General features: G+C 59.6%; 16 protein-coding genes. 13 read left to right on the forward strand and 3 right to left on the reverse strand.

The genetic code is table 11. The features are described from left to right. Nucleotides 1–98: 98 nt before the first annotated feature. Together DA915_RS05875 and hemB are read right to left on the reverse strand one after the other, a co-directional pair. Nucleotides 99–557, reverse strand: a complete 459-nt coding sequence (locus DA915_RS05875; protein WP_003502200.1) for an RDD family protein — start codon at nucleotides 555–557, stop codon at nucleotides 99–101. 97 nt (nucleotides 558–654) lie between these two features. Beyond that, nucleotides 655–1,668, reverse strand: coding sequence for a porphobilinogen synthase (gene hemB / locus DA915_RS05880; protein ID WP_107675364.1), 1,014 nt, complete (start codon nucleotides 1,666–1,668; stop codon nucleotides 655–657). 174 nt (nucleotides 1,669–1,842) lie between these two features. Between hemB and DA915_RS05885 the strand changes: the two genes are divergently transcribed. The 12 genes from DA915_RS05885 (at nucleotide 1,843) to DA915_RS05940 (ending at nucleotide 14,324) form a co-directional block, all read left to right on the forward strand. Continuing rightward, the gene (locus DA915_RS05885) at nucleotides 1,843–2,280 is read left to right on the forward strand and encodes a DUF6163 family protein (protein WP_192886427.1); all 438 of its coding nucleotides are present in this window, start codon (nucleotides 1,843–1,845) and stop codon (nucleotides 2,278–2,280) included. Between the two features lie 234 nt (nucleotides 2,281–2,514). After that, on the forward strand, nucleotides 2,515–3,024 hold the full coding sequence (gene ldtR, locus DA915_RS05890; RefSeq protein WP_026363448.1) for a transcriptional regulator LdtR: 510 nt from the start codon (nucleotides 2,515–2,517) through the stop codon (nucleotides 3,022–3,024). A 374-nt stretch (nucleotides 3,025–3,398) separates the two neighbouring features. After that, a complete protein-coding gene (locus DA915_RS05895; RefSeq protein WP_107675365.1) occupies nucleotides 3,399–4,730 on the forward strand; it encodes a murein L,D-transpeptidase in 1,332 nt (443 codons plus the stop codon). 389 nt (nucleotides 4,731–5,119) lie between these two features. Continuing rightward, nucleotides 5,120–6,409 (forward strand): serine hydroxymethyltransferase, encoded by a 1,290-nt coding sequence (gene glyA, locus DA915_RS05900; protein WP_003512506.1) that lies wholly within the window; start codon nucleotides 5,120–5,122, stop codon nucleotides 6,407–6,409. A gap of 12 nt (nucleotides 6,410–6,421) precedes the next feature. Further along, the gene (nrdR, locus tag DA915_RS05905) at nucleotides 6,422–6,901 is read left to right on the forward strand and encodes a transcriptional regulator NrdR (RefSeq protein ID WP_003502218.1); all 480 of its coding nucleotides are present in this window, start codon (nucleotides 6,422–6,424) and stop codon (nucleotides 6,899–6,901) included. 2 nt (nucleotides 6,902–6,903) lie between these two features. Further along, a complete protein-coding gene (gene ribD / locus DA915_RS05910; RefSeq protein ID WP_107675366.1) occupies nucleotides 6,904–8,148 on the forward strand; it encodes a bifunctional diaminohydroxyphosphoribosylaminopyrimidine deaminase/5-amino-6-(5-phosphoribosylamino)uracil reductase RibD in 1,245 nt (414 codons plus the stop codon). Next, nucleotides 8,148–8,759: a riboflavin synthase gene (locus DA915_RS05915; RefSeq protein WP_087743759.1), complete on the forward strand. Its 612-nt coding sequence runs from the start codon at nucleotides 8,148–8,150 to the stop codon at nucleotides 8,757–8,759. Before ribD ends, DA915_RS05915 begins: the two co-directional genes overlap by 1 nt. A gap of 204 nt (nucleotides 8,760–8,963) precedes the next feature. Next, nucleotides 8,964–9,596, forward strand: coding sequence for a LysE family translocator (locus tag DA915_RS05920; RefSeq protein WP_107675367.1), 633 nt, complete (start codon nucleotides 8,964–8,966; stop codon nucleotides 9,594–9,596). 177 nt (nucleotides 9,597–9,773) lie between these two features. Further along, complete coding sequence (ribH, locus tag DA915_RS05925) at nucleotides 9,774–10,220, forward strand: 6,7-dimethyl-8-ribityllumazine synthase (RefSeq protein WP_003502225.1); 447 nt, start codon at nucleotides 9,774–9,776, stop codon at nucleotides 10,218–10,220. Nucleotides 10,221–10,224: 4 nt separating this feature from the next. Next, on the forward strand, nucleotides 10,225–10,722 hold the full coding sequence (gene nusB / locus DA915_RS05930) for a transcription antitermination factor NusB (protein WP_031233928.1): 498 nt from the start codon (nucleotides 10,225–10,227) through the stop codon (nucleotides 10,720–10,722). Between the two features lie 21 nt (nucleotides 10,723–10,743). Next, entirely contained in the window at nucleotides 10,744–11,967 is a 1,224-nt protein-coding gene (locus tag DA915_RS05935; RefSeq protein WP_080866065.1) for an MFS transporter, read from the forward strand. 218 nt (nucleotides 11,968–12,185) lie between these two features. Continuing rightward, entirely contained in the window at nucleotides 12,186–14,324 is a 2,139-nt protein-coding gene (locus tag DA915_RS05940) for a sodium-translocating pyrophosphatase (protein WP_107675368.1), read from the forward strand. Between the two features lie 75 nt (nucleotides 14,325–14,399). Here DA915_RS05940 and DA915_RS05945 read toward each other — a convergent pair whose 3' ends face one another. Continuing rightward, a complete protein-coding gene (locus DA915_RS05945) occupies nucleotides 14,400–14,930 on the reverse strand; it encodes an outer membrane protein assembly factor BamE (RefSeq protein WP_003502231.1) in 531 nt (176 codons plus the stop codon). Nucleotides 14,931–15,200: 270 nt separating this feature from the next. Here DA915_RS05945 and DA915_RS05950 point away from each other — a divergent pair, with 270 nt between their 5' ends. Then, on the forward strand, nucleotides 15,201–15,740 hold the full coding sequence (locus DA915_RS05950) for a ubiquinol-cytochrome C chaperone family protein (RefSeq protein WP_060724066.1): 540 nt from the start codon (nucleotides 15,201–15,203) through the stop codon (nucleotides 15,738–15,740). Nucleotides 15,741–15,743: the final 3 nt, after the last annotated feature.

A 15,743-nucleotide genomic window follows, 5' to 3' on the forward strand; every position in this document is an offset into this window, starting at 1 on the left:
TGCATAATGTCACAGAATGGCAAAATGACGGAAAACGTCAACTGCGGGATGAGGTATTTGACGCGATGAAAGCCACGTTTCCGTGGCTTTCATCGATATCAGCGCGTTCTGACGATAACGGTGCCGAGCAGGAAGTCATGAACGAGGCGCGAGCGCTCGGTAAACAGGCCTGCAAGCAGGATCAGCGGCGTCAAAACCGAGTTGATGACCCAGAAAAGCACGATATGCACCGTCGACAGCAGGAAATCGATTCGCCGCCCGTCCATGCGCGCCATCGCGATCCCCATCGCCCGCATGCCGGGAGTGGCCTGCGACGGGCCGCCAAGCGTCATGCCGAAATAAAGCACCGCAACGATGACGAACAGCGCCGGGTAAAGGAAGAATCCCAGGCCAAGCGTGATCACGCCGAGAAAGAAGACGATGACCGCGGCCGGGATGCACAGAAGCAGAACGATCGCGTAATCGATCACGAACGCGAAGACGCGCCGGCTCAGGACGCCGCTATAGGCGCGCCAGTCATCCGGTGCGGCATAGGTGGGGTTCTGGTCGAGGCTCATCGGTCGTTTTCTCCTGAGAGGGTATGACAGCGCGGCATGAGTGCCGTGTCAGCAGACAATATGGGAAGAAAACGACCGAATACAATAAGCGCCGGCCTCAGCCCTTTGCCAGTTTGCGTGCGGCCTCCATGGCGAAATAGGTGAGAACACCATCGCAGCCCGCACGCTTGAAACAGAGAAGCGTTTCCATCATCACCCGCTCGCCGTCGATCCAGCCATTCATGGCCGCAGCCTTGATCTGGGTATATTCGCCGGACACCTGATAGGCGAAGGTCGGCAGGCCGAAATTCTCCTTCAGCCGCCAGCAGATGTCGAGATAGGGCAGGCCGGGTTTGACCATCAGCATGTCGGCGCCTTCCTCAACGTCGAGTGCTGCGTCGCGGATAGCCTCCATGCCGTTGGCTGGGCTGATGTAATAGCTCGCCTTGTCACCCTTCAGCAGGCCGGCGGTGGAGATGGCCTCGCGATAGGGGCCATAATAGCCGGAGGAAAATTTCGTCGCATAGGACATGATGCCGACATTCTGGTGTCCGGCGGCGTCGAGCCCCCGGCGGATGGCGCCGATGCGCCCATCCATCATCTCCGACGGTGAGATAATGTCCGAACCGGCATCCGCCTGCAGGATGGCCGCCTTGACGATCTGGTCCACGGTCTCGTCGTTGACGATCTCGTCGCCGCGCAGAATGCCGTCATGTCCATGGCTGGTGAAGGGGTCGAGCGCGACATCAGTAATCATGCCGATATTTGGTACGGCTTTTTTGACCGCGATAGTCGCCTGATTGATGAGATTGTTTGCTTCTAGCGCGTTCGAGCCGGTCTCGTCCCGCAACTCCATCTCGATATTCGGGAAGGTCGCGATGGCGGGAATGCCGAGATCGGCGGCTTCCTTTGCCGCTTCCACCAGCCGGTCGACGCTCATGCGATTGACACCGGGCATGGCGGGGATGGGCTCGAGAATATTGCTGCCAGGCACGATGAAAACCGGCCAGATGAGATCGTCAACGGTCAGGCGGTTTTCCTGAACCAGACGGCGCGTCCAATCCGCCTTGCGATTGCGCCGCATGCGGCGATGGCCGGTGATCTCGTCGACCAGATGCGTTTTGTCCTGCATGTCAGAATGTCCTTCGGTCAAATTTCGAAAGCTGCATATCATGAAGCGTGGGCCATGCGAATGCGACAATCTTCCCTCATTGAGGCACAGCGCCGGCGATCATGCTTTGACAAGGCAGATGGTGGAATTCAATATGGACTGGTCGCCCGCCCATCGAGACCGTATCTTCCGGCCATGGAACCTGATTCTCAACCTCTGCCGAAGCGTCCGCTTGCCGAAATCCTCTTTCTGGTCTTCATGAGACTGGTTGCGGTTTCCTGTTTCTGGTTCGGCCTGCAATATTGGGCGATGCTGACGGGCTATTCGCTTGGCGGCCATGGGCGCTTCGATTTGCTGAACCTGCCCTGGCGCGTGGCGGGCAGTGCGCTGGCGGTTATTTTCCCGGTTGCGGCGCTCGGTCTCTGGCTCGGCGCCTCCTGGGGTGCCGTCATGTGGGTCATGGGCGCGGGCGCGCAGATCGCCATGTATAAGGTTTGGCCGCATATCTTCGGTGCCAACACGCTTGTGCCCGTGATGCACGGTCTCGTGGCAACCATTTATATACTATTCCTGGTCGCTTTCTGGCTGGATCAGCGCCAGAATGAAGAGCGCGCAAGAATTGATTTACCATAATAATAAAGCAATTCGCCCCGTTTTCTGGCCGAATTTCATCGTTAAGTCATTGAATTATAACGGATGACTAAGACCCATTCCCGCTTCGCCACAGATTCGGCCCGCTGGGGAAAATGCAGGTAACCATTTGTTAATCGTAGCTTTTAAGTAGAATTTTATGCGCATTGATTAGGTTCTCACTCAAGGCGGGAGACAAACAAACACACCGCCAAACAAAACAGTGAGGCAGTCATGATCAATAGCAAAGTTAAGCCCCAGGCCGTTGTTGCCGATGCACATGAAGATACCATCCGCTCGCTCTACATGGAGTCGCTGCACCTGGTGGAACGTCTCCACCGCCGCCTCCTCGATGTCATCAAGGACGAGTTCGACCGTCAGGGTCGTGATGACGTCAACGCCGTTCAGGCCCTGCTGCTGTTCAACATCGGCAATTCCGAACTGACGGCCGGCGAGCTGCGTTCGCGTGGTTATTACCTCGGCTCGAACGTCTCCTATAACGTCAAGAAGCTGGTCGACCTCGGTCTCATCAACCACCAGCGCTCGCGTGTCGACCGCCGCTCGGTCCGCATCAGCCTGACGGAAAAGGGCCAGGAAATCGCCGAAACGGTTGCCCGCCTTTATGAACGCCACGTCGGTTCGATCGAAAAGGTCGGCGGCATCGGCACCGGCGAGTTCTCCGAAATGAACAAGCTGCTGCAGCGTCTTGATCGCTTCTGGAACGACTCGATCGCTTACCGCCTGTAATACCGCGACGGTTTCACTGTTTAAGCCGGGGGCATCCTTTGCTCCCGGCTTGCGGATTCCGCAGGTCACCCGCCACGCATTTTACCTGTCAAGTCCGCTCCTTCATCCGGCCTTCGCCCTGTTTTGCAGGCGAACACAGCTTCGTGAGAAGAGGGCCGTGACACGAATCGGCCATATTGATATGGGAGGCGCAAAGGCATAGGAGCCGGCGGTTTCTCCTGCTGTCGTGGCAAGCCTCGACTGCTGTGCCAGACACCAGCGCCAAGATCATGGCGTATCGAGCATTACCGGCCGGCAGACACGTTGTACGTGTTTGTTAATCATATTGATTTAGGCATCGTTGAGGATGCCGAAGAGAGTGGCTGGTAGGTAGAATGACAAAGAAATCCGTTTCCGATTCCGTATCGCGCCGCGCGCTTCTGCGTTCGGCCGTTTCCGTTGGTGCTGCAGCACTTGCCGCGCCGGCCTTTGCGCAGAACGCGCTTAACGATCTCATGGGCTCTTCGCGCCGCGGCAACTGGGATGACCAGTTCGACGCCAATTCATCGCGTTCGGCCGTGGGTGTCGTTTCAAACAATCCGGTTCTCGGACGCGAAGCACCTGTCTATATGCAGCAGGCGATCATGCAATATCAGCAGATCGTGCAGAATGGCGGCTGGCCCGAAGTGCCTGCGTCCCAGCAGCGCCTCCAGATCGGCGTCTCCGATCCTTCCGTACAGGCGCTGCGCCAGCGACTGATGGTATCCGGCGATCTGCCGCGCGAAGCCGGCATTTCCAGTGCCTTTGACTCTTACGTTGATGGCGCACTGAAGCGTTTTCAGGCCCGTCATGGCCTTCCGGCTGACGGTGTCAGCGGCGAATATACCACGAAGGCGCTCAATGTTTCCGCGCAGATCCGTCTGGCGCAGCTGCAGACGAACCTCGTGCGCATCCAGTCCATGTCGGGCGATCTCGGCCAGCGTCACCTGATGGTGAATATTCCGGCCGCCGCCATCGAAGCAGTGGAGAATGAACGCGTCGTGCTGCGCAACACGGCCGTCGTCGGCCGCGCCAGCCGCCCGACGCACGTCATCAATTCCAAGATCTACGAGGTCATCCTCAACCCTTACTGGACCGCGCCGCGCTCGATCGTCGAAAAGGACATCGTGCCGCTGATGCAGAAGGACCCGACCTATCTGGAGCGGAACAACATCCGCCTCATCGACGGCAAGGGACAGGAAGTTTCGCCGACCGCAGTCGACTGGTTCGCGCCGAAGGCCCCGAACCTGATGTTCCGCCAGGACCCCGGCAAGATCAACGCCATGTCCTCGACGAAGATCAACTTCCACAATCCGAACAACGAATATATGCACGACACGCCGCAGCAGGGCCTGTTCAACAAGCTGATGCGTTTCGAATCCTCCGGCTGCGTGCGCGTGCAGAACGTGCGCGACCTCACGAGCTGGCTGCTGCGTGACACGTCCGGCTGGTCGCGCCAGGAAATGGAACGCGTCATCGCCACCCGCGTCAACACGCCGATCAAGCTGGCGCAGGAAGTCCCCGTCTATTTCGTCTACATCACCGCATGGTCGGCGAAGGACGGCGTGGTTCAGTTCCGCGACGATATTTACGGCAAGGACGGCAATGCCGAACTGGCGCTCAACACCACGGCAGGCATGGAACAGCCGGCAGGTGCGGTGGACGACGATCTGCTGCCGCGCAACTGATCGGGCTTTGCTGTCAGTTTCTTACCACGAATGAAGGCCGCGCTTCGCCGGGTACGGCGTAGCCTCATACGCCGTGACCCCGGACCTGATCCGGGGTCCGGTGCGATCAAGTCCTTGATCGCGAGAGAGTCCTTTCACGGCGCAGACGCGCCGTGGCTGGATGCCGGATCTAGTCCGGCATGACGGGAGGAAAGCTTGTCGCCTTTCCTCACAAGTCTGATCCTCCCGCTGCGTGCGGCTTTTTCTCCTCTCACCGCTGCTTTCATAAAAACAACTGTCGTTTTTTGTCGCAACGTCGCAGTTTGACGGGCAAATCTCGCTGTCCGTATTGCTCTTGTCCGGGCAGGGCGCTAAGACGCCATCGCATTACTGTTTCAGGAGCCTTCACCATGTCGAACACAGATGCTTTCTTCTCCCGTCCGCTTGCCGAAGTCGATCCGGATATTTTCGGCGCGATCGAGAAGGAACTGGGTCGCCAGCGCCACGAGATCGAACTGATCGCCTCGGAAAACATCGTTTCCCGCGCCGTGCTTGAAGCGCAGGGTTCGATCATGACCAACAAATATGCGGAAGGTTATCCGGGCAAGCGTTATTACGGTGGCTGCCAGTTCGTCGACATCGCTGAAGAGCTCGCCATTGAACGCGCCAAGAAGCTGTTCGGCGTCAACTTCGCCAACGTCCAGCCGAATTCCGGTTCGCAGATGAACCAGGCCGTGTTCCTCGCGCTCCTGCAGCCGGGTGACACCTTCATGGGTCTTGACCTGAACTCGGGAGGCCATCTGACGCACGGTTCGCCGGTCAACATGTCCGGCAAGTGGTTCAACGTCGTGTCCTACGGCGTGCGCGAAGGCGACAACCTGCTCGACATGGACGAAGTGGAGCGCAAGGCCAAGGAAACTCGGCCGAAGCTGATCCTCGCTGGCGGCACCGCCTATTCACGTATCTGGGACTGGAAGCGCTTCCGCGAGATTGCCGATGAAGTCGGCGCCTATCTGATGGTCGATATGGCCCACATCGCCGGTCTCGTTGCCGGTGGCCAGCATCCGTCGCCGTTCCCGCATTGCCACGTTGCCACGACGACGACGCACAAGTCGCTGCGCGGCCCGCGTGGCGGCATGATCCTCACCAATGACGAGGATCTGGCCAAGAAGTTCAACTCCGCCGTTTTCCCCGGCCTTCAGGGTGGCCCGCTGATGCACGTCATCGCCGCCAAGGCCGTTGCCTTCGGTGAAGCGCTGCAGCCGGAATTCAAGGACTATGCCGCACAGGTCGTCAAGAACGCCAAGGCGCTGGCCGAAACGCTGATCGAAGGCGGTCTGGACGTGGTCTCAGGCGGCACCGACAACCACCTGATGCTGGTTGACCTTCGCAAGAAGAACGCCACCGGCAAGCGTGCGGAAGCAGCACTCGGCCGCGCTTATGTCACCTGCAACAAGAACGGCATTCCTTTCGATCCGGAAAAGCCCTTCGTCACCTCGGGTGTGCGTCTCGGCACGCCGGCCGGCACGACGCGCGGTTTCAAGGAAGCGGAATTCCGCGAAATCGGCAAGCTGATCGTCGAGGTTCTCGATGGTCTGAAGGTTGCCAATTCGGATGAAGGCAACGCTGCCGTTGAAGCTGCGGTGCGTGAAAAGGTCGTCGGCCTGACGGACCGTTTCCCGATGTATCCGTACATGTAAGGAAAAGAGACGATGCGCTGCCCATTTTGCGGTTCCGAAGACACACAGGTCAAGGACTCGCGTCCGGCGGAGGATAATACCTCCATCCGCCGGCGGCGCATCTGCCCGGATTGCGGCGGTCGCTTCACGACCTATGAGCGCGTGCAATTGCGCGAGCTGATGGTCATCAAGAAAAGCGGCCGCAAGCTGCCCTTCGACCGGGAAAAGCTGGTGCGATCCTTCGAGATCGCGCTACGCAAGCGCCCGGTTGACCGGGACCGGATCGAGCGGGCCGTCTCCGGCATCGCTCGTCGTCTGGAAAGTTCCGGCGAGACGGAAATTCCCTCGGAAGAAATCGGCCTGCAGGTTCTGGAAGCGCTGAAAAGCCTCGATGACGTGGCCTTCGTGCGTTACGCCTCGGTCTATCGCGATTTCAGCCATGCCGAGGATTTCGAGAACGTGATTGCCGAAATCAATGCCAAGATCGCCCGTGATACGGATGGTGGAGCATAGACGTGACGAGCCGTGCCGATGACGAAAGATTCATGGCGCGGGCCATCGAGGTTTCGCTTCGCCACCAGGGTCAGACACTGACCAATCCCTCGGTCGGCTGCGTTCTCGTCAAGGACGGACAAATCATCGCCGAAGCGGTGACGGCCGTTGGCGGCCGGCCCCATGCCGAACGCCAGGCGCTGGAAATCGCCGGCGAGGCGGCCCGTGGCGCGACCGCCTATGTGACACTCGAACCCTGTTCCCATTGGGGCAAGACCCCGCCCTGCGCCAATGCGCTGGTGGAATACGGCGTCGCCCGTGTCGTGGTGGCGGTGGATGATCCGGATGAGCGGGTTTCGGGACGCGGTTACTCCATCCTGCGCGATGCGGGCATTGTCGTGGAAACCGGCCTGCTGCGCGACGAGGGCAAGAGAGCGCTTGCCGGTTACCTCACACGGCAGATGAAAAAACGCCCGCATGTGATTCTGAAGCTTGCCATTTCCGCCGATGGTATGATCGGCAGGAGAGGCGAGGGGCAGGTGGCGATCACCGGGCATGAGGCTCGCCACGCCGTGCATGAACTCCGGGCGCGCTGTGATTGCATCCTTGTGGGTATCGGGACTGCGATTGCGGATGATCCGGAACTGACAGTGCGCGTTGCCGGTTTGGAGGAGCGTTCGCCGGTGCGCATCGTGCTAGACCGACATTTTGAATTGCCGCTGACATCGAAGCTGGTGAAGACGGCGCGCGAAGTTCCGGTGGTGATTGCGGCGTTACCCCCCTCTGCCCTGCCGGGCATCTCCCCCTCGAGGGGGGAGATCGGCAAGGGGCTGGCCGCTCGCTCAAGTTTCGACTCCACCTCTCATTCGTCTACCTTCAATGTCGGGCAAGGTAGCGCCCCATCGATCTCCCCCCTTGAGGGGGAGATGCCCGGCAGGGCAGAGGGGGGTAGCTCCGAGTCAAAGCGCCAACTACTGACCGACGCCGGCGTCCAGATCCTCGAAGCCTCCACGCTCGAAAACCTCCTCCACATCCTCGCCGAAAGCGGCATGTCGGAACTTCTGGTCGAAGGCGGCGCCTTTGCCGCAAAATCATTCCTTGAAGCCGGGCTGGTGGACCGTATCATGCTGTTCGAAAGCCCTGTTGTGATCGGTGAGGGCGGCATTGAAACGCCGCTCAACCGTGCCGATATCACGGGCGATTATGCGCTGATCAGCGAAACCGCCTATGGGCCGGATCGCTGCTTCGATTATGAAAGGCCGATTTGATGTTTACCGGAATTGTCACCGACGTCGGAACCGTTTCCGAGCTGGAAGCCCTGGCTGAAGGCATTCGTCTGCGGGTGGCGACGAATTACGATCCCAAGACCATCGATATGGGGGCGTCCATCTCCCATGGCGGCGTGTGCCTGACGGTGACGAGGCTGCCTGATGATGGCAGCAACGAGCGCTGGTACGAAGTCGAGGCCTGGGAAGAGGCGCTGCGCCTGACGACGATTGCCAGCTGGCAGAAGGGTACTCACGTCAATCTCGAGCGGGCGCTCAAGATCGGCGACGAGCTTGGCGGCCACATCGTCTCCGGCCATGTCGATGGCAAGGCGGAAATATTGGCTGTCGAACCGGAAGGTGAGGCGGTGCGTATCCGCCTGCGCGCCCCGGAGCATCTGGCGAAATTTGTGGCGCCTAAGGGTTCCGTGGCGCTGGACGGCACCTCGTTGACCGTCAATGCGGTCGAGGGTACGGATTTCGACGTTCTGCTGATCCGCCATACGCTCACCGTCACCACCTGGGGCGAACGTCAGCCGGGCGATTTCGTCAATTTCGAAGTCGATACCATGGCGCGTTATGCCGCAAGGCTTGCGGAATTTCCGTCGGCGTAAACCGAAAAAGGTGACTCGGCGGGTTATTGTGCCCGCTGACGCCTCCTCCTCCCGTCATTCCGACTCAAAGCCGGCATGACGGAACGGAAGCGACGAGTACACCAAATCGCATAATGGTCGCTGCCTTGCTTCCGATGAAGCTCAAAACACTATAAGACGTCTCTTCAGCCGTTTTCATCCAAACGGGGGTAGGGGACATACATCATGCCGTCTTTTGAACTGCTGACAGCCTTTTTCGTAACCACCGCTTTGTTCGCCTATATCCCCGGTCCGGCCATGCTTTATGCGGCGGCGCAGACCATGGCGCGCGGCCGGTTTGCCGGGCTGATGGCGGTGCTTGGCATCCATGTCGGCTGCTATTTCCACATTTTTGCCTCTGCGGGGGGGCTTTCGGTGCTGTTTCAGGCCGTTCCCTGGCTTTATCTCGCCGTGAAACTCTGCGGCGCGCTTTATCTCGTATGGCTCGGTTTTTCGATGCTGCGCAGCAAGCTTGAAGGTGAGACGGTCAATCTGACCATCGAGCCGAAGTCGGCGCGCCGCGCCTTTATCGACAGCATCATCGTCGATGTGCTCAATCCGAAGACCGCGCTGTTCTTTCTGGCCTTTCTGCCGCAATTCGTCGATCCGGCAGCAGCCTTTCCGGTCTGGCTGCAATTGCTGATCCTCGGCATCGCCGTCAATTTCATCTTTTCCTCTGCCGATCTGGTCGGCGTGCTTCTGGCAGGGGCGATGGTCGGGCGTTTGAAGCGTTCCAGCGCGGTGCAGGTGCTTGTCCGCCGCGCTGCCGGAACGGTGCTGATGGGGCTCGGCGTCCATCTGGCCTTCCAGAAAACCTGATTCTCGGGAAGTCGCGCCGGGAGGTGCAAAACCCGGCCAAATGCCCTGCAGAAGCGGCCCCTTGCGCCACTGACATATGAAATTACTTGCCAAAAACAGTCAGCCGTGGTTTGACCGCCGCAAAAGCCGGTATGATCCGGCGTTAAGCTTTTCGGGAAAATCCCCAGGAACCCTCACATGTCCAAACCTCATCTTCTTATCGTGGAAGCACGTTTTTACGACGATATGGCCGATGCTCTTCTCGAAGGCGCGAAGTTTGCGCTTGATGAAGCCGGCGCCACCTATGACGTCATCACCGTTCCCGGCGCGCTGGAAATCCCTGCCGCCATCGCCATGGCGCTTGACGGTGCTGACAATGACGGCACCGAATATGACGGTTTTGTCGCGCTTGGCATGGTCATTCGCGGCGAGACTTACCACTTCGACATCGTCGCCAACGAATCCTCCCGCGCGCTGATGGACCTCGCGGTCAGCGAATCGCTGCCGATCGGCAACGGCATCCTCACCGTCGAGAATGACGAGCAGGCCTGGGCGCGTGTACGCCGTTCCGACAAGGACAAGGGCGGTTTCGCCGCCCGCGCGGCGCTGACCATGATCAAGCTCAAGAAAAAACTGGGTGGCTGAACGCATGTCGAATGTTGATAATGGCGGCGAACCGCGCCAGCCTTCGGTAAAGCCCGCCAACCAGCGCGGCGCGGCCCGCCTTGCGGCCGTGCAGGCGCTTTACCAGATGGATGTCGGCGGAACCGGCGTGATGGAAGTCGTCGCCGAATATGAGGCGCATCGTCTCGGCCAGGAAGTCGATGGCGATACCTACCTGAAGGCTGACCCTTCGTGGTTCCGTTCGATCGTCGCCGGTGTGGTGCGCGATCAGACGAAGATCGACCCCTTGGTGCGCTCCGCCCTTCTGGAAGACTGGCCGCTGTCGCGCCTCGATGCCACCGTGCGCGCCATCCTGCGTGCCGGCGCTTTCGAGATTCTCGAGCGCAAGGACGTGCCGGTCGCCGTCATCGTCACGGAATATGTTGAAATCGCCCGTGCTTTCTTCGAGCATGACGAGCCCAAGCTGGTGAATGCGGTTCTGGACCGCATTGCCAAGCAGGTGCGCGGCGAGGCAAAACGCTGAAGTAAAACAGGTGAGGAAGAGATGAGCGCAGTTTCCGTCCCCGGACTTGAAGTTCAACTGGACGAGGCGAAGCGCAACGTCTTCCTTCTCACCATGGCGCAGGCGATCATGGGATCGGCCGCGCCCTTGAGCTTTTCGGTCGGCGCGCTTGCCGGTTATCAGCTGCTCGGTGCGGACAAGTCACTGGCAACCGCGCCGCTCACCGGCTTTAATATCGGTGTCGCGCTCGGCGCGATCTGCGTGGCGGCCGCCTCCCGCTTTCTTGGCCGCAAGGCAGGCTTCATGGTCGGCGCGCTGATGTGCTCCATCGGCGGCGGCATTGCTGCGGTGGCGCTCTTCCGGTCGGATTTCTGGCTGTTTGCCGTCGGCCTGCTGCTGATTGGCATTTCCGGCGGTTTCACGCAAAAAATTCGCTTCGCCGCAGCCGATGCCTCGCCATCCTTCTACAAGCCGAAGGCGATCTCCTGGATTCTGGCTGGCGGCATTATTTCCGCCATCGTCGGGCCGCAACTCGCCATCTTCGGCAAGGATTTGCTTGCGCCGGTTACCTTTGCCGGCGCTTTTCTGGCCCTCGTTCCGCTCGGCCTCGTTTCGATTGCCATTCTGGCGTTTCTGAAATTGCCCGACCCCAAGGCTGCCACCGCCCATGTCGAATCGGTGAGGCCGCTTTCGGAGATTGTCCGCACGCAGCGTTTCGTCACCGGCATGATCTGCGGCATCGGCTCTTATGCGTTGATGACCTTCATGATGACGGGCGCACCGCTTGCCATGGTGATCGGCTGCGGTTTCCCGACCGAACTCGCCACGCTCGGCATCCAGTGGCATGTGCTGGCCATGTTCGGCCCGAGCTTCTTCACCGGCATGCTGATTTCCCGATTCGGCGCGGAAAAAATCGTTGCTTGCGGCCTCATCGTGCTGATGGCCTGCGCCATTGTCGCCCATATGGGCATAGAGCTGTGGAATTTCTGGGCGGCGCTCATTTTGCTTGGCCTCGGCTGGAATTTCGGTTTCATCGGTGCAACCGCCATCATCACGTCAAGCTACCGCCCGCATGAGGCGGACAAGGTGCAGGGCTTCCATGATATCGTGCTCTTCGGCACGGTGGCGTTGTCGTCCTTCTCTTCCGGCAAGGTGTTTACGGCCTGGGGCTGGTCGGTGATGAACCTCGTCATCTGGCCGGTTGCCGGGCTTTGCCTCCTGCTCGTCCTGTCGCTCATCCTCACGAAGCAAAAAAAAGCCGCCTGAGTTCTGCGCCGCTCTCTACGCCTTTCAAGTTTCAGGCAAATTTGTGGGCTTGACGCGGCACCTTGCGCCAACGCAATCTCCGCTCCGAGGACATTTTTCCTTGGGAGGGGAACAAATGCCCAAGACGGGATTTGGGACAGGCCGTCCGCATCTCCCTGCACAAGGTTTCGCCGCGCCGGGGAGGGAGTGAGACCCGGCCTTTTGGGAGGTAAGTGCGCATGACCGTAATACCCATAGTAATTTTATGTGGGGTCCTGTCCGTGGTTTACGCGGTGTGGACGACCAAGAGCGTTCTCGATGCCGATCAGGGCAACGAGCGTATGCGTGAAATAGCAGGTTTTATCCGTGAAGGTGCGCAGGCTTATCTCACCCGTCAATATCTCACCATCGCCGTCGTCGGATTGATCGTCGCTGTTCTTGCCTGGTATCTGCTATCGGCCATGGCGGCCATCGGCTTCCTCATCGGCGCGGTGCTTTCGGGTGCGGCCGGTTTCGTCGGCATGCATGTGTCGGTGCGCGCCAATCTGCGCACCGCGCAGGCGGCGTCCCACAGCCTTTCCGCCGGTCTCGATATCGCCTTCAAGTCGGGCGCCATCACCGGCATGCTGGTCGCAGGTCTCGCGCTGCTCGGTGTCTCCATCTATTATTACATACTGACCTCGGTGATGGGCCATCCGGCCGGATCGCGTGAAGTGATCGATGCGCTGGTGTCCCTCGGTTTCGGCGCATCGCTGATCTCCATCTTCGCCCGTCTCGGCGGCGGCATCTTCACCAAGGGTGCGGATGTCGGCGGCGATCTCGTCGGCAAGGTCGAGGCCGGCATTCCCGAGGACGACCCCCGCAACCCGGCAACGATCGCTGACAATGTCGGCGACAACGTCGGCGACTGCGCCGGCATGGCGGCAGACCTCTTCGAGACCTATGCCGTCTCTGTCGTCGCGACCATGGTTCTTGCCGCAATCTTTTTTGCGGGAATGCCGATACTGGAAAGCGCCATGGTCTATCCGCTGGCGATTTGCGGCGCGTGTATCCTGACCTCGATTGCCGGAACCTTCTTCGTGAAGCTCGGCACCAACAATTCCATCATGGGCGCGCTCTACAAAGGGCTCATCGCCACCGGTGTGTTCTCAGTTGCCGGTCTTGCGGTCGCTACTCATGGAACGGTTGGCTGGGGAGTGGTGGGCACGGTGGCCGGAATGGAGATCACCGGCACCAACCTCTTTTTCTGCGGATTGGTCGGCCTCGTCGTGACGGCGCTGATTGTCGTCATCACCGAATATTATACCGGCACCAACAAGCGCCCGGTCAATTCCATCGCCCAGGCATCGGTCACCGGTCACGGTACCAACGTCATTCAGGGCCTTGCGGTCTCGCTGGAATCGACGGCGCTGCCGGCTCTCGTCATCGTTGGCGGCATTATCGGAACCTATCAGTTGGCCGGCCTTTTCGGCACGGGCATCGCGGTCACCGCCATGCTTGGTCTCGCGGGCATGATCGTGGCGCTCGACGCCTTCGGCCCGGTGACTGATAATGCCGGTGGTATCGCTGAAATGGCCGGTCTCGATCCTGACGTGCGCAAGGCGACGGATGCGCTGGATGCCGTCGGCAACACCACCAAGGCCGTCACCAAGGGTTACGCCATCGGTTCGGCCGGTCTCGGCGCGCTGGTGCTGTTTGCGGCCTATTCCAACGACCTGTCCTATTTCGCCGCCAATGGCGATACTTATCCCTACTTCAAGGATATAGGCGAGATTTCCTTCAGCCTCGCCAACCCTTATGTGGTTGCCGGCCTGCTGTTCGGCGGCCTCATCCCCTATCTCTTCGGCGGCATCGCCATGACGGCGGTGGGCAAGGCGGCAAGCTCGATTGTCGAGGAAGTGCGCCGCCAGTTCCGCGAAAAACCGGGCATCATGGCTGGGACGGAAAAGCCTGATTATGGCAGGGCCGTGGACCTGCTGACACGCGCGGCGATCAAGGAAATGGTCATCCCGTCGCTCCTGCCGGTTCTGGCGCCGCTCGTCGTTTATTTCGGCGTGCTGCTGATTTCGGGCTCCAAGGCGTCGGCCTTCGCGGCACTTGGCGCATCGTTGCTCGGCGTCATCATCAACGGCCTCTTCGTGGCGATTTCCATGACCTCAGGTGGCGGTGCATGGGACAACGCCAAAAAGAGCTTCGAAGACGGCTTCATCGACAAGGACGGTGTACGCCACGTCAAGGGTTCGGACGCCCACAAGGCGTCGGTGACGGGTGATACGGTCGGCGATCCCTACAAGGATACCGCCGGTCCTGCCGTCAACCCGGCGATCAAGATCACCAATATCGTGGCGCTGTTGCTGCTTGCTGTTCTTGCCCACTGAGGGCTGAGGTTCCGACGAATGAAAAAGGCCCGGGGAGTGATCCCCGGGCCTTTGATTTTTCCGTTCCTGCTGAGGTCAGGGGGTGTTGTTGCCCTGACCGAGAATGCTCTTGGCGATGTTGGCGCCGGAGGTGCCGCCGGAGAGCAGCTGCTGCAGGAAGGTGAGGTCCTTGCCGCCGGTCGGCGTTGTGCGCGAAATCGTGTCGAAGACCTTGCCGTCCTGCAGCGTGTAGTTGGCCTTGCGCTCGATGACGCCGTCCTTGTTGAAATAGATCGCAAGAATGTTCTGTTCGACCAGCGCCGGCTTCATGAAGGCCGCGCGGCGCACGCGCTTCTGCGAGATGTAATAGAAAACCTCGTTGCCGAAGGTCGCCGTCGTGGAGGGCGTGCCCATGGTCAGCAGAACCTGCTCACGGCTGGAACCCTCAGGGATCAGCTGGAGCGACTGCTCGTCCATGACATAGCCGTTATGGAACACATCGGTTGTGCTGCTGCAGGCGGAAAGCAGGCCGGATGCGAGCACGATTGCGATGGCGGTCTTGCTCAGAATTTTGCCGTGACTTGCGGATTTCTGCTTGCTCAACTGCTTTTCCCCGACTGCGATCATGAATGGCACCTTCCGGCATTGCGTGGTGCACAGTGTCTGTGCACATGATTGTGTCAATCCGGGGACGGAAAATCCCGATCACCCCCCAAATTCAATGCTTTCCCGGCCTTTTGGAACTCCTCCGGTTCTCTTCGACTGTTTCAGCCCAAAGACGAACGTGACCGTGACAGCATTGCAATTCGTGGATGCTTCGGTAAACCAGCTTTGACAATCATGCAACAAGTGCGATGGGCGGTAAGCGAATTCACCCGTCCGGTTCGGAAAAAAAAGATGATATTCGGGCTGTTCAAGAAGAAAAACAACAATCGCGCCATAGTTGATAGGCAATATGCGACCTTGACGGCTGCCGCCCGCACGCCCGGATTTTATCTTGACCTCGGTGTGCCCGACACGGTCATGGGCCGCTTCGAGATGCTCTCGGCGATCATGATTCTCTATTTCCGCCGCACCAAATCATCAGGTGTCAGCGGGCAGGAAATCGCCCAGGAGATCGTCGACGCCTTTTTTCAGGATATCGATCATTCCATCCGTGAGCTGGGAATCGGTGACCAGGGCGTGCCGAAACGCATGAAGAAATTCGCCGGTATGTTTTATGGGCGGCTCGAATCCTACGCGGCGGCGCTGGATGCTTCCGACCGCCCCGCTCTTGCCGCAGCGCTCCGGCGCAATATATATCCGCAGGTAGACGACAAGGCCCCTGATATGGAGGGGTTGGCGGGCTGGATGATGGAAGCATCCGCAGCCCTTGCCGCCCAGTCCGAAGAGACAATAGCAACCGGAAGCCTGACGCTGCCCTTGCCTTTACGATGAGGT

This window comes from Agrobacterium sp. LAD9 (assembly GCF_003031125.1).
GTDB classification, from domain to species: Bacteria; Pseudomonadota; Alphaproteobacteria; order Rhizobiales; family Rhizobiaceae; genus Agrobacterium; species Agrobacterium radiobacter.

What these genes read in the sequence shown, in the direction of transcription:
- glyA (WP_003512506.1), top strand. Translation starts at nt 5,120, where the DNA reads ATGTCGAACACAGATGCTTTCTTCTCCCGTCCGCTTGCCGAAGTCGAT.
- nrdR (WP_003502218.1), top strand. Translation starts at nt 6,422, where the DNA reads ATGCGCTGCCCATTTTGCGGTTCCGAAGACACACAGGTCAAGGACTCG.
- DA915_RS05950 (WP_060724066.1), top strand. Translation starts at nt 15,201, where the DNA reads ATGATATTCGGGCTGTTCAAGAAGAAAAACAACAATCGCGCCATAGTT.
- hemB (WP_107675364.1), bottom strand. Translation starts at nt 1,668, where the DNA reads ATGCAGGACAAAACGCATCTGGTCGACGAGATCACCGGCCATCGCCGC.
- DA915_RS05935 (WP_080866065.1), top strand. Translation starts at nt 10,744, where the DNA reads ATGAGCGCAGTTTCCGTCCCCGGACTTGAAGTTCAACTGGACGAGGCG.
- nusB (WP_031233928.1), top strand. Translation starts at nt 10,225, where the DNA reads ATGTCGAATGTTGATAATGGCGGCGAACCGCGCCAGCCTTCGGTAAAG.
- ribH (WP_003502225.1), top strand. Translation starts at nt 9,774, where the DNA reads ATGTCCAAACCTCATCTTCTTATCGTGGAAGCACGTTTTTACGACGAT.
- DA915_RS05945 (WP_003502231.1), bottom strand. Translation starts at nt 14,930, where the DNA reads ATGATCGCAGTCGGGGAAAAGCAGTTGAGCAAGCAGAAATCCGCAAGT.
- DA915_RS05895 (WP_107675365.1), top strand. Translation starts at nt 3,399, where the DNA reads ATGACAAAGAAATCCGTTTCCGATTCCGTATCGCGCCGCGCGCTTCTG.
- DA915_RS05940 (WP_107675368.1), top strand. Translation starts at nt 12,186, where the DNA reads ATGACCGTAATACCCATAGTAATTTTATGTGGGGTCCTGTCCGTGGTT.
- DA915_RS05875 (WP_003502200.1), bottom strand. Translation starts at nt 557, where the DNA reads ATGAGCCTCGACCAGAACCCCACCTATGCCGCACCGGATGACTGGCGC.
- DA915_RS05920 (WP_107675367.1), top strand. Translation starts at nt 8,964, where the DNA reads ATGCCGTCTTTTGAACTGCTGACAGCCTTTTTCGTAACCACCGCTTTG.
- DA915_RS05885 (WP_192886427.1), top strand. Translation starts at nt 1,843, where the DNA reads ATGGAACCTGATTCTCAACCTCTGCCGAAGCGTCCGCTTGCCGAAATC.
- DA915_RS05915 (WP_087743759.1), top strand. Translation starts at nt 8,148, where the DNA reads ATGTTTACCGGAATTGTCACCGACGTCGGAACCGTTTCCGAGCTGGAA.